General features: G+C 59.1%; 11 protein-coding genes (1 of these 11 running past the window's edge). 10 read left to right on the forward strand and 1 reads right to left on the reverse strand.

Annotated elements, in window-relative coordinates; genetic code table 11:
* Window positions 1–103 precede the first annotated feature (103 nt).
* From dnaA to GAL_RS00020, 4 genes are all read left to right on the forward strand, one after another.
* A complete protein-coding gene (dnaA, locus tag GAL_RS00005; RefSeq protein ID WP_024095563.1) occupies window positions 104–1,531 on the forward strand; it encodes a chromosomal replication initiator protein DnaA in 1,428 nt (475 codons plus the stop codon).
* A gap of 310 nt (window positions 1,532–1,841) precedes the next feature.
* On the forward strand, window positions 1,842–2,963 hold the full coding sequence (dnaN, locus tag GAL_RS00010) for a DNA polymerase III subunit beta (protein WP_024095564.1): 1,122 nt from the start codon (window positions 1,842–1,844) through the stop codon (window positions 2,961–2,963).
* Between the two features lie 97 nt (window positions 2,964–3,060).
* Window positions 3,061–4,158 (forward strand): DNA replication/repair protein RecF, encoded by a 1,098-nt coding sequence (gene recF, locus GAL_RS00015; RefSeq protein ID WP_024095565.1) that lies wholly within the window; start codon window positions 3,061–3,063, stop codon window positions 4,156–4,158.
* On the forward strand, window positions 4,155–4,775 hold the full coding sequence (locus GAL_RS00020; RefSeq protein ID WP_024095566.1) for a LysE family translocator: 621 nt from the start codon (window positions 4,155–4,157) through the stop codon (window positions 4,773–4,775). The genes recF and GAL_RS00020 overlap by 4 nt, the downstream gene beginning before the upstream one ends.
* Before the next feature lie 15 nt (window positions 4,776–4,790).
* Here the strand turns inward: GAL_RS00020 and GAL_RS00025 are convergent, their stop codons facing one another.
* Complete coding sequence (locus GAL_RS00025) at window positions 4,791–5,390, reverse strand: TetR/AcrR family transcriptional regulator (RefSeq protein WP_024095567.1); 600 nt, start codon at window positions 5,388–5,390, stop codon at window positions 4,791–4,793.
* A gap of 100 nt (window positions 5,391–5,490) precedes the next feature.
* Here GAL_RS00025 and GAL_RS00030 point away from each other — a divergent pair, with 100 nt between their 5' ends.
* The 6 genes from GAL_RS00030 to GAL_RS22395 all read left to right on the forward strand — a co-directional run.
* A complete protein-coding gene (locus GAL_RS00030) occupies window positions 5,491–6,084 on the forward strand; it encodes an NAD(P)H-dependent oxidoreductase (RefSeq protein ID WP_024095568.1) in 594 nt (197 codons plus the stop codon).
* A gap of 85 nt (window positions 6,085–6,169) precedes the next feature.
* Complete coding sequence (gyrB, locus tag GAL_RS00035; RefSeq protein WP_024095569.1) at window positions 6,170–8,587, forward strand: DNA topoisomerase (ATP-hydrolyzing) subunit B; 2,418 nt, start codon at window positions 6,170–6,172, stop codon at window positions 8,585–8,587.
* Between the two features lie 414 nt (window positions 8,588–9,001).
* On the forward strand, window positions 9,002–9,829 hold the full coding sequence (locus GAL_RS00040) for a hypothetical protein (RefSeq protein ID WP_024095570.1): 828 nt from the start codon (window positions 9,002–9,004) through the stop codon (window positions 9,827–9,829).
* 153 nt (window positions 9,830–9,982) lie between these two features.
* Window positions 9,983–11,062 carry a transporter substrate-binding domain-containing protein gene (locus GAL_RS00045; RefSeq protein ID WP_024095571.1) on the forward strand — a complete coding sequence of 360 codons (1,080 nt, stop codon included), beginning with the start codon at window positions 9,983–9,985 and terminating at the stop codon, window positions 11,060–11,062.
* A gap of 11 nt (window positions 11,063–11,073) precedes the next feature.
* Window positions 11,074–12,099, forward strand: a complete 1,026-nt coding sequence (locus GAL_RS00050) for a transporter substrate-binding domain-containing protein (RefSeq protein ID WP_024095572.1) — start codon at window positions 11,074–11,076, stop codon at window positions 12,097–12,099.
* 332 nt (window positions 12,100–12,431) lie between these two features.
* Window positions 12,432–12,500: the 5' portion of a hypothetical protein gene (locus GAL_RS22395; protein WP_155808115.1), read on the forward strand. It continues 123 nt past the right edge of the window; 69 of the gene's 192 nt are visible here — the first part of the coding sequence; it begins with the start codon at window positions 12,432–12,434; its stop codon lies off the right edge, out of view.

Here is a 12,500-nt window from a genome sequence, read left to right on the forward strand (position 1 = left end):
ACACATCCGCTGTGCGTGAACGTCGTCTGGAGATTGGGCCAGGCTGGGGATGAAACAAGAGGCCAAATAAGGGCCGATGCTATTGGGACGCGTGAGGCGCAGAATGACGGAAGAGAATTGGGGCCGGTTGAGACAGCGTTTGTTGAAGACCGTGGGGCAAAATAACTTTACGACTTGGATCGAACCTCTGGAGTTTACCTGCGTGGAGAATGGTGTTGCCATCTTCAACGTGCCGACAAACTTCATGGGCAATTACGTCAGCCAGAACTTTGCTGACCTGATCCTGCATGAACTGAACATGTCCGGTGAACCGGTGCAGCGGCTGGCCTTTAGAGTTGCAGCCAATACAGCCGCACGACCGGCCGCTGTTGACTCTGCAGGTGCTGCTGATGACCTGCCGCTTGATCTGGATGATGAGGCGCTGACCGATCTGCCACGTGCTCGCACTACCACAGGTCACGGCGCTGCGCCGAAGGATCAGGGCGAGACCTTGCAGGCCGCGCCGCTGGATCCGCGGTTCACCTTCGATAGCTTTGTTGTGGGCAAGCCCAACGAGCTTGCGCATGCTGCTGCGCGTCGCGTCGCTGAAGGTGGGCCGGTGACTTTCAACCCTCTGGTGCTTTATGGCGGGGTTGGTCTGGGTAAGACGCACCTGATGCACGCGATTGCGTGGGAGCTGACAGCCCGCAATCCCGAACTGAATGTGCTCTATCTCTCTGCGGAACAGTTCATGTACCGCTTTGTGCAGGCTCTGCGCGAACGCAAGATGATGGATTTCAAACATCTGTTCCGCTCCGTGGATGTGCTAATGGTCGACGACGTTCAGTTTATCGCCGGCAAGGACAGCACCCAAGAAGAGTTCTTCCATACCTTCAACGCGTTGGTGGATCAGAACAAGCAGATCATCATTTCCGCCGATCGCGCTCCGGGGGAGATCAAGGATCTGGAAGACCGTGTTCGGTCACGTCTGCAATGTGGTCTGGTCGTCGATCTGCACCCAACGGATTATGAGCTGCGTCTGGGCATCCTGCAGTCCAAAGTGGCGCAGCAGATGCAGACCTACCCGGATCTGCGGATTGCCGATGGCGTCTTGGAATTTCTGGCGCATCGGATCTCGACCAATGTTCGTGTTCTCGAAGGCGCGCTGACCCGTCTGTTTGCCTTTGCCTCCCTCGTGGGACGTGAAATCGACATGGAGCTGACCCAGGACTGTTTGGCGGATGTTCTGCGTGCGTCTGAGCGTAAGATCACTGTCGAAGAGATCCAGCGCAAGGTGTCCGAGTATTACAACATCCGCATGTCCGATATCATCGGCCCCAAGCGGCTGCGTTCTTATGCACGTCCGCGTCAGGTGGCGATGTATCTGTGCAAGCAGTTGACCAGTCGCAGCTTGCCGGAAATCGGTCGTCGGTTTGGTGGGCGTGACCACACCACCGTGATGCACGGCGTGCGTCGCATCGAAGAGCTGAAGACAATCGACGGCCAGATCGCCGAAGATGTCGAAATGCTGCGCCGCTCTCTGGAGGCCTGACATCTTTCGGCGTCTGCCGCAGATTTTGCTCTGACATCCCGTCAGTCGGCATCCCCAACAGTCCCGCATGACCCCGGCCAGTCCGGGGTCTTTTGCCCTCTGGGTTTATTTGGATTGCGGGATGACACAAATCGGGAGGTTGCAGGCAAACCATGCCGGAGAGCCACGTTTAATGGGGATAAATCGGGCAAGGGGGCATCCGCCCTTGACGCTGCGCACAATCCCTTGGACAAATCCATAAAAAGCCTTGTGCCGAAGGGGTAAAGCGTTACGTTGCTTCTCCCGGCCAGACGTTAGAGGACTTAGGGACATGAAGATCAGCATCGAACGCGGCACCCTGTTGAAAGCTGTGGCTCAGGCCCAGTCAGTGGTTGAGCGCCGCAATACAATCCCGATCCTGGCAAATGTGCTGATTGAGGCGGAAGGCGACGTTGTTCAGTTCCGCGCCACCGATCTGGATATCGAGGTGGTCGACAAGGCCCCGGCTCAGGTTGAACGCGCGGGTGCCACTACCGTTGCTGCCACCACGCTGCACGAAATCGTACGCAAACTGCCTGATGGCGCGCTGGTCACCCTGACCGCAGATGTCGCCAGTGGTCGCCTGACAGTGGAGGCAGGTCGCTCCAACTTCTCGCTGGCCACCCTGCCGCGTGAAGATTTTCCGGTGATGGCCTCTTCCGAATATCATTCCAACTTCACCGCCAATGCAGCAGTTTTGCAGCGGCTGTTTGACAAGTCTAAGTTCGCCATCTCCACCGAGGAAACACGCTACTATCTGAACGGTGTTTATATGCACGTCGCTGATGGTGTCGAAGGGGGCAAGGCACTGCGCTGTGTGGCCACCGATGGCCATCGGCTGGCGCGGATTGACGCAAACCTGCCAATGGGTGCCGAGGATATGCCCGGTGTGATCGTGCCGCGTAAAACCGTCGGCGAGCTGCGTAAGCTGCTGGATGACGATGAGATGGACATTGCCGTTTCTGTCTCTGAAACCAAAGTGCGCTTTGCCACGCCCAATATCACCCTGACCTCGAAGGTGATCGACGGCACCTTCCCCGATTACACACGCGTGATTCCGGCTGGCAATACTCGGCGTCTGGAAGTGGACGCTGGTGAATTTGCCCGTGCTGTGGACAGGGTTGCGACAGTTTCCTCCGAACGCTCGCGTGCGGTGAAGCTGCAACTGGATGAGGATCGTCTGATCCTGTCTGTGAATGCACCCGACAGCGGTGCGGCTGAGGAAGAGCTGGCGGTGGCTTACCGGGATGAACGGCTGGAGATTGGTTTCAACGCCAAATATCTGCTGGAGATCGCCAATCAGGTTGATCGTGAAAATGCGGTCTTCATGTTCAATTCATCCGGTGACCCGACCCTGATGCGGGAAGGCAGCGACGAAAGCGCGGTTTATGTTGTGATGCCGATGCGGGTTTGATCTGCTGGACGGTGCGCTTGCTCCTATTGGCGGCTGAACTGTCCGTCGGGCGGGGGGATTTGAGTATTTTTGGAAAGATGACACGGGATCCCGCCTTATGCTGGCGTTGACGACCCTGACACTGTCGCACTTCCGCTCGCATCTGCGGGCGGATTTGCATTTGGACGGTCGGCCTGTGGCCATCCACGGTGCCAATGGCGCGGGTAAGACGAATATCCTTGAGGCGGTGTCGCTGTTTTCCCCCGGTCGCGGTCTGCGCCGTGCCAGCGCTGCTGATATGGCGCGTCAGCCCGAGGCTCTTGGCTGGAAGCTGAAGGGCCAGCTGACCGCCGCGCGGCAGAGCTACGAGGTGGAAACCTGGTCGGAGGCGGGCAAGGCGCGACAGGTCAAGATCGACAATAAAGCCGCCAGCCAGATTGATCTGGGGCAGATTTGCCGCGTGGTCTGGCTGATCCCCGCGATGGATCGGCTGTGGATCGAGGCGGCCGAAGGGCGGCGGCGGTTCCTCGACCGCATTGTGCTGAGTTTCGATCCCAGCCATGCCGAGGCGACGTTGCTCTATGAAAAGGCCATGCGTGAACGCAATCGCCTGCTGAAGGAACAGATCCGCGATGCTGCCTGGTACCGGGTCTTGGAAACGCAGATGGCCGAGAGCGGCCATCGCATCCACGCAGCGCGTACTGCTGCGGTGGATCGCCTGCGCATGGCGCAGGAGGCTGCCGAAACGGCCTTTCCCACTGCTGAGCTGGAACTGATCCAATCCGACGGCGGGCTTCCGGACACTGCAGCAGATCTGCAGGAAGCCTTTGAGGAGGGACGGTTTCGCGATTTGGCGGTAGGGCGTACCCTGCTGGGGCCGCACCGCACGGATTTGCTGGGCACCTATGCAGCCAAGGGCGTGCCCGCGCGCGATTGTTCCACCGGCGAGCAGAAGGCGCTACTAGTGTCGTTGATCCTTGCCAATGCGCGGGCGTTGATCGCAGAAGGTGGCGCGCCGCCGATCCTACTGCTGGACGAGGTTTCGGCGCATCTGGATGTGACTCGCAGGGCCGCGCTCTACCAAGAGATCGTGACGCTTGGGGCGCAGGCCTGGATGACGGGCACCGGCCCCGAATTGTTCGATGAATTTCAAGGCAGGGCGCAGATGCTCACCGTTGAGGACGGTGCCGCGGGCTCCGAAGTGGTGGCGGGATGAGCGTGTCTGTCTGGGATCTGACCCTCTATGCCGGTGGGTTGTTTGTGTTGTTTCTGACGCCGGGGCCAGTTTGGCTTGCGGTGATGGCGCGGGCGATGTCGGGCGGCTTTCCCGCGGCCTGGCCGCTGGCCTTGGGGGTGGCTTGCGGTGATATCCTCTGGCCGCTGGTGGCGGTGGCGGGCGTATCCTGGATCGTGTCGGAGGTCACCGGCCTGATGGAGGTGTTGCGCTGGTTCGCCAGTGCGATGTTTCTGTTCATGGGCGTCATGTTGCTGCGTCACGCTGATGCCAGGATTGAGGCCAACAGCGCGCTGACCCGTCCGGGACTGTGGGCCGGATTTATCGCCGGTATCGCGGTTATTCTGGGCAATCCGAAGGCGATCCTGTTCTACATGGGGGTGCTCCCGGGGTTCTTTGATCTGACAGCTGTCACACGCCTCGATATCCTCGCCATTGTGGTTCTGTCCTTTCTGGTGCCTCTGGTGGGGAACTTGTGCATGGCTGGTATGGTCCACCGGGTGCGCTGGCACATCACATCCCCGGCGACACTGCGCCGGATCAATATCGTGTCGGGGTGCCTGCTGATCGGAGTGGGATGCCTGATCCCCTTCGTTTGAGGTCTGCACCGGGTCCTATGTCCCGGATGGCAGCACCAGCCAAGGGCTGAGATAGGTCAGAAGTTCCTCGCGGAAGTTGCCGGGAGCATCATGTGCGGCGCAGAATGACAGGGCCAATATATGGTTCAGAAAGGCCTGCATCCCCTCGGCCAGAACACTCGCCGGCTGATCCTGACGCAGCGCGCTGTTATCCTGTAGCTCTGTGACCCATCCGGACCAGAGAGAGATCTGGCGGAAAAAGCTCTGTGTGATGACCGCATCGGTTTCGGTGCCCGTGGTGCCTGAGTAGCGCAGCAGCAGGTCGAAAATCACCCGGTCCTGCGCCACGAACTGGACCACAGGCAGCAGCCGGTCAATCAACTCCTCCAGCGTCTGAGGCGCGGGCAAGGCTTCGGTCTCATCCAAAACCGCCATGATCCGGGGGCCGATCACCGCGGCGAGTAGGCCATTTTTGTCGCCGAAATGCGAAAACAACGTGCCCTTTGCGACCCCGGCTTCTGCAACCACATCCTCTACTCTCAAACCGCTGTAGCCCGATGCGGTGATTTGTGCGGCAGCCACCTCAAGCAGGCGGGCGCGGGTTTCCAGTCGACGTTGTTGCGGAGCGCGGGACATGATGATCTCTCACAAATGTGACCGTGGTCAATTAACTTATTGACCACGGTCATTTTCCGAATAAATTGACCTCAGTCACTTTTACGATTCGGAGGTCCCCATGTCCACGCGAAAAATCATCATCCTCAATGGTCACCCGGCGCCCAGTTCGCTGTCCCAGTCGCTTTGTCAGACCTATCAAACGGCGGCAGAGGCAGGCGGCCATCAGGTACGCTACCATGATCTGCCGACCATGCAATTTGATATCGACTACGGGCAGGCGGGGTATCAGAATGTGAAACCTCTGGAGCCGGATCTCGCGGATTTTCTCACCGATCTGGAGTGGGCTGATCACATTGTGATGGCGACACCTATGTGGTGGGGGGCGATACCGGCAAAGCTGAAAGGCGTCTTTGACCGCGCACTCTTGCCGGGCCGCGCATTTGATACGCGAAACGTCAATGTCATGGGGCTGCCTGCACCGATGCTCACCGGCAAGACGGCACGGGTTCTGCTGACGTCTGACACGCCTGCGCTCTGGCTGCGGCTGATCTATGGCAACGCGATCAAGCGGATTATCAGCAGCCAGATCCTGGGATTCGTCGGGATCAAACCGACGCGTTTCTCATCTTTTGCACCGGCGACAGATGCTGCGGAGAAGACCGTCTTTTCCTGGCAGCGCAAGGTCGCGGACCTGGGCGCCAGAGCAGCCTGATTCCACCAAGAAAAAAAGGGGCTTGCGCGTGACATTCCCGGCCAGACTTCGTATAAAATCCTGAAGCAAAGACAGGAAGATGTGAATGTCCGGAAACGAGCAGGCCCCCGCAGATTATGGCGCGGATTCCATCAAGGTTCTCAAAGGCTTGGAGGCGGTTCGCAAACGCCCAGGCATGTATATCGGGGACACCGACGATGGGTCGGGGCTGCACCATATGGTGTATGAGGTTGTCGACAATGGCATCGACGAGGCGCTGGCCGGTCACGCGGACCGGGTGGTCGTGAAAATTCACGCCGATTCCAGCGTTTCGGTGAACGACAACGGGCGCGGAATTCCGGTTGGGATTCATGAAGAAGAAGGCGTTTCAGCGGCCGAGGTCATCATGACCCAGCTGCATGCCGGTGGTAAGTTCGACAGCAACTCCTACAAGGTTTCCGGCGGCCTTCACGGCGTGGGCGTTTCTGTGGTGAACGCGCTGTCAGATTGGCTGGAATTGCGCATCTGGCGCGATGGCAAGGAACACGTTGCGCGATTTGAGCGTGGCGATACGGCTGAACACCTGAAAGTTGTTGGCGAATGTGGCGATCAGACCGGTACCGAGGTACGCTTTCTCGCGTCCACCGATACGTTCTCCAACCTCGAATACTCATTCGAGACGCTGGAAAAACGGCTCCGGGAGTTGGCATTCTTGAACTCAGGCGTACGGATCATCCTGATTGACGAGCGCCCGGCCGAACGGCTGGAAGTGGAGCTGTTCTATGAGGGCGGCGTCAAGGAATTCGTCAAATATCTTGATCGCTCGAAGTCACCCGTTATGGAGGTGCCGATCTATATCACCGGCGATAAGGACGACATCGGTGTTGAGGTCGCAATGTGGTGGAACGACAGCTATCACGAAACCGTACTACCCTTTACCAACAACATCCCGCAGCGGGATGGTGGCACCCATGTTGCCGGCTTTCGCGGTGCGCTGACCCGGACCATTAACAACTATGCGCAATCCTCCGGCATCGCCAAGAAGGAGAAGGTCTCCTTCACCGGGGATGACGCCCGTGAGGGGCTGACCTGCGTATTGTCCGTGAAGGTGCCGGATCCGAAATTCTCTAGCCAGACCAAGGATAAACTGGTCTCCTCTGAAGTGCGACCGGTGGTCGAAAGCCTGGTCAACGAGAAACTGGCAGAATGGTTTGAGGAGAACCCAAATCAGGCCAAGCAGATCGTCGGCAAGATTATCGAAGCCGCCCTCGCACGGGAGGCCGCCCGCAAGGCGCGCGAACTGACCCGCCGCAAGACGGCGATGGATGTGAACTATCTCGCAGGCAAGCTGAAAGACTGCTCGGAGAAAGATCCCTCCAAAACCGAAGTTTTCCTGGTCGAGGGTGATTCCGCCGGTGGCTCCGCCCAGACCGGGCGCGATCGGATGACACAAGCGATCCTGCCTCTGCGAGGTAAGATTCTGAACGTGGAGCGTGCGCGTTTCGACCGGATGCTTGGCAGTCAGGAAATTGGCAACCTGGTGATGGCTCTGGGCACCGGCATTGGTCGGGATGAATTCAACATCGAAAAGCTGCGCTACCATAAGATCGTCATCATGACTGATGCTGACGTCGACGGCGCGCATATCCGAACCCTTTTGCTCACGTTCTTCTATCGCCAGATGCCGGAGCTGATCGAAGGCGGGTATCTCTATATTGCGCAGCCGCCCCTTTATAAGGTGTCGCGCGGCAAATCGGAGGTCTACCTCAAGGATCAGGCGGCTCTTGATGAATATCTGATCAATCAGGGCGTTGACGGGGCAGTGCTGAAACTGGGCAGCGGCGAGGAGCTGGTTGGCCAGGATCTTGCCCGTGTTGTCGATGAGGCGCGTCAGCTCAAGCGTGTTCTGGACGCCTTCCCCACCCACTACCCGCGTCATATTCTGGAGCAGGCCGCGGTTGCCGGCGCCTTTGTGCCCGGTGCTGTTGATGCTGATCTGCAGGGTGTCGCTGATAAGGTGGCGCAGCGTCTGGACCTGATTGCGTTGGAATATGAACGCGGCTGGCGTGGGCGGATCACACAGGATCACGGCATTCGCCTGTCACGAATCCTGCGCGGGGTTGAGGAGCTGCGCACTTTGGACGGCCCGATGCTGCGGTCCGGCGAGGCCCGGAAAACCGGAAGCTTTACCAATAGCTTGCAGGAGATCTACGGGGCTGCGGCAACTCTCGTCCGGCGCGACCGCAGCCAGGCGATTCACGGCCCGCTTGGTCTGTTGAAAGCCATCCTCGAAGAAGGCGAAAAAGGTCTGGCGCTGCAGCGTTACAAAGGTCTGGGTGAGATGAACCCGGATCAGCTGTGGGAGACCACGCTCGATCCCGATGCGCGCACCCTGTTGCAGGTCCGGGTCGAAGACATGGTCGAGGCGGATGACCTCTTCACCAAGCTGATGGGTGACGTCGTCGAACCTCGCCGTGAGTTCATCCAGAAAAACGCCCTGAGCGTCGAAAACTTGGATTTTTGATTTCCATCGCGGGCAGCCTGTTGTTGCTGCCCGCGCCTATCTGCCCGCGACGGTTCACTTGAGCTGGTGATGGCGCTGAGGTTTTGGTCGGCGCGACCTGGCACCGGTTTAGGTCGCTTTGCGATTTTCTCGCACATAACTCTTCTCATGATTGCATCTGGTGCACGCGATGATCCGTGCGGCGCATGCGCGTGCGACCGATAGGGTCGGCATGCGCACGCCAACCTCTTCGGTTCTGTATATTGAGGAATTGCCCGGTTGGCCTCTCAACATGGGCCTTCACGCAGCAAATCATGTAGAGGTTTACCATTCCGCCGCAGAATGTTGACGCAGAATCACTCGAACGTTAAGAATCGGTTAACAAAACGCGGCTCGACCGCGATTTTCGGAGCAGCCGGGGGGTAATGTGGGCCGATGTTGAGCGTTAAAAAAGACAGTGACACCCGAACGGATGGCGCTGATATCGGTGACCGTCCGGTGCGCTCGGTCCAGATTGATGGTGTTATTTCCTCTAGCAGCAGTACGCTTCGCTCGCCTCAGGCGGGAAACTCCCGCGCTAAGGCGAATATTGCGGCGGTAACTTCCGTTGCGGAGGATCGGTCTGACATCAAACCGGAAATCAATAAACGGGCTGCAGGGTCATTCAAAGCTGAAACCCGGAAGCCTGGCGGGCGCAAGCCTGCTCCCGGCCGTCTTCTGGCCCGGGTGTCGCCGATCGTGAAACTGGGGGCCGCAGCTGCCGTACTGGGGTTCTTTGCCGTGGGTCTTGCGGTGTTACAGTTTGGGCCTGATGAGACCGCCGATACGGCTGGTGATCAGCCACGTGTGGCTCGGCTACTGACGCCGCAGGCACTGGCGGGTTTGGATCCAAGTGCCACGCCCACTGAGCGTGCCGCGGCTGAGGAACTGCTAACGGCTGCAGTCGAAACCGCCGCTCCGCTCAGTGCCGAAGACGCCATGGTTGCGCAGATGACTGCGGGAACGCTGGCGGCACTGCGGCGTGGCAGTGCGGCGACTCCATCAGCGGAAGCAGCACAGCCCGCCCCCCCGGCAGCGCAGGCCCATACCGCGCTGTATAGCCTTGTGCTGCGGGCCGTGGGGCAGGGACAATCACCTGCCTATATCGATCAAATGGTAAATGATGCCTATCGCAGTGAGACCATCACCGTGCCTGCGGCGCTGATCGGGGTGGACGGGCGCGTCGATACCGCAACCATTCTGGCGCTGTTCGTCGGTCAGTAGCGCCAGCACCGAGCCGGTACTGCTGCGTGCGCCTATGCGCTCAGCCGATACGAGGTCGAGCGCCAAAAGATAAGCTTTCCAACCGTTCTAAGACAAAAGAGGCGGCGCTGACGATCGGCGCGAGACGCCCGAGTTAAACCCAAGAGGGACATCATGAGAAAACACCTGATCGCGGCGCTTTGTTGCGTTACCGGCTTGTTCGCCACGCCATTGGCCGCAGAAACCTGTGGTGGCACATATAAAGTACGCCCGGGGGACAGCCTGTCGCTGATTGCTGATCGGCTCTACAAGGATGTGGGCATGTGGAGCGCGATCCACAGCCGCAACATCGACGCGATTGGCCCGCGCCCGGATGCGATCCGTGTCGGCATGGAACTAACGATGGCCTGCCTGAATGGTCTGCCGACAGGGCTGCCCGGTGGCAAGGCGGTTGCGGAGGCGCAACCGGTGGTCGCGGCGCCGGTCAAGGTGCAGCCAGGCACCGCCGCCGTGCGCAGTAAGATCAACCTGCTGACCGGGGATGACTATGCGCCCTTCACCTCTAAGACCGCCCACAATGGCGGGCTGATCACCGAAGTGGTGAATGCGGCGATGACCGATGCCGCTCCGGCGCAGGGCTTTGCCATCCACTGGGTCGACGACTGGGCCTCCCACTTTGATCCGCTGTTGTCGAACGCGCTCCTGGATCTGGGCTTCCCCTGGTATCGCCCGGATTGCGACACGATGCCGGAGAGCTATCGCTGCGTGAACTTCCTGTTCTCCGACCCGATGTTTGAGACGCTGATGCTGCTCTTCGTTGATAAATCGCGCCCCTTCACCTTTGAGACGGACGCCGACATTGAGGGCAAGACACTTTGCCGCCCGGCGGGTTATCTGACCTTCGATCTGGACGGCCATGGCCGGCGCTGGATGGAGGAGAAGAAGATCACGCTGAAGCAGCCGCATAAGGTTGCCGATTGTTTCGAGATGGTCGCCCGCGGTGAGGCGGATGCCGTCGCGATCAATGAATTCACCGGTCGCAGCGTGATGAAAGAAAATGATCTGCTTGATCAGTTTGAGGTGCTGCCACTGCCGCTCTCAGTGCTGGGTATCCATGTGGTGGTGCATAAAACCCATCCACAGGCTGATGACATGCTGACCATGATCAATACCGGTCTGCGCAATATTCGCGACAATGGTCAGTATCAGGCGATTATCGAGGATCACATGGCCAGGATCTGGGCCGGCTTCTGAGGGAGGGCGCCATGTTGAAACATCTCGCAACGGCAGCTACTGCGCTGCTGCTGGCCATCGGTATCGCGCCACGCGCGGCGCAGGCTATCTGCAATGTCGATTACCGGGTACAGCCCGGCGACACACTCTTCTCGATTGCCGAAACCCACTATAGTGACCGCAGCCGCTGGACGTTGATCTACTATAGCAACCAGCACGTGCTGGAGGGCCCGAGCGTCATCCCCGGTAAAACCCTGCACATCCCCTGCGCACAGCAGGCTTCCGCCCCCGATGCGACGCCGCTGCGCAAGGATGATGCGGAGATGAAGCTGCTGACCGGTGGTGGCTTTGCCCCGTTCACTGATCAGACGCTGCCCGGTCAGGGGATGGTGACAGAACTGATCAATGCCGCGCTTGAACTGACCCCGGCGCCTGTGTCCTATTCGATCACCTGGGAACAGGATTGGTCGAAACATCTGTTCCCGATGTTGGACGAAAAACAGTTCGATATGGGGTTCCCCTGGCTGAAGCCGGATTGTGCAGCAAACCCAACAGACGAGCGCTGCGTGAACTTCCATTTCTCGGAGCCGCTGATGACCATCCCGATTATGGTCTTCGTGCGGGCGGATACCGCCTTCGCCTTTGACAGCGACGCCGATATGCTGGGCAAGACCCTGTGCCGTCCAGAAGGATACTACACCCATGACCTTGATCGCGGCGATCGTCGCTGGTTGAGCGAGGGGAAGGTCACGCTGGTTCAGGCCGCGGATCCCGGCGCCTGCTTTCGCAAGCTGATGGCGCGAGAGGTGGATGCGGTATCCCTGAACCTTTTCCTTGGGGCGAACACGCTGATCTCAGAAGGGTTGCGTGATCAGGTGATCCCTCTGGAGCGCCCACTCTCCGAGGAAGGCCTGCATGTGGTGATTTCCAAACGCCACTGGCGCGGCACCTCGCATCTCTATCGCATCAACGCAGGCCTGAAGGCGCTCAAGGCTGATGGCCGATTTCAGGACATCGTCTCGCGTCATCTGGAACTGTTCTGGGCGCAACTCCAGTAACACCAGACGGACCGTGCCCCACCGGGGCGGGGTCTCCCGCCAGAACCGAACCTTTGGTCCTATATCTGTTGGGCCAGGCGCCGCGCCCCTTCCAGGGGGGCGGCGTTTGCAGTTCGAAAGCATGGCTCATTTTATACGGAGCGGGTTGTGACCTTTAGTGTGCCCCGATCACCGCCCAGTTCGGTCTTTATATACTATGATGAGAGGAGGGGGACGCCTGCGGTTCGTCTAGCCTTTGGCGACACCGTCCAGACGAACCTGTGTTGTTTGTTTTTCGGTGATTTTGGTTGGTTGGCTTGTTTGTGTGATTGTTGCGTCTGTGGATATGTGTGTTGAGTCTGTGGGTAAGTTGGGTCTGGGGTGGTTTGCGGGTGTGTTTTGGTGGGTTTGGGGTTGGTTTC

The organism is Phaeobacter gallaeciensis DSM 26640 (genome assembly GCF_000511385.1).
GTDB classification, from domain to species: Bacteria; Pseudomonadota; Alphaproteobacteria; order Rhodobacterales; family Rhodobacteraceae; genus Phaeobacter; species Phaeobacter gallaeciensis.

What these genes read in the sequence shown, in the direction of transcription:
- dnaA (WP_024095563.1), top strand. Translation starts at nt 104, where the DNA reads ATGACGGAAGAGAATTGGGGCCGGTTGAGACAGCGTTTGTTGAAGACC.
- dnaN (WP_024095564.1), top strand. Translation starts at nt 1,842, where the DNA reads ATGAAGATCAGCATCGAACGCGGCACCCTGTTGAAAGCTGTGGCTCAG.
- recF (WP_024095565.1), top strand. Translation starts at nt 3,061, where the DNA reads ATGCTGGCGTTGACGACCCTGACACTGTCGCACTTCCGCTCGCATCTG.
- GAL_RS00020 (WP_024095566.1), top strand. Translation starts at nt 4,155, where the DNA reads ATGAGCGTGTCTGTCTGGGATCTGACCCTCTATGCCGGTGGGTTGTTT.
- GAL_RS00025 (WP_024095567.1), bottom strand. Translation starts at nt 5,390, where the DNA reads ATGTCCCGCGCTCCGCAACAACGTCGACTGGAAACCCGCGCCCGCCTG.
- GAL_RS00030 (WP_024095568.1), top strand. Translation starts at nt 5,491, where the DNA reads ATGTCCACGCGAAAAATCATCATCCTCAATGGTCACCCGGCGCCCAGT.
- gyrB (WP_024095569.1), top strand. Translation starts at nt 6,170, where the DNA reads ATGTCCGGAAACGAGCAGGCCCCCGCAGATTATGGCGCGGATTCCATC.
- GAL_RS00040 (WP_024095570.1), top strand. Translation starts at nt 9,002, where the DNA reads ATGTTGAGCGTTAAAAAAGACAGTGACACCCGAACGGATGGCGCTGAT.
- GAL_RS00045 (WP_024095571.1), top strand. Translation starts at nt 9,983, where the DNA reads ATGAGAAAACACCTGATCGCGGCGCTTTGTTGCGTTACCGGCTTGTTC.
- GAL_RS00050 (WP_024095572.1), top strand. Translation starts at nt 11,074, where the DNA reads ATGTTGAAACATCTCGCAACGGCAGCTACTGCGCTGCTGCTGGCCATC.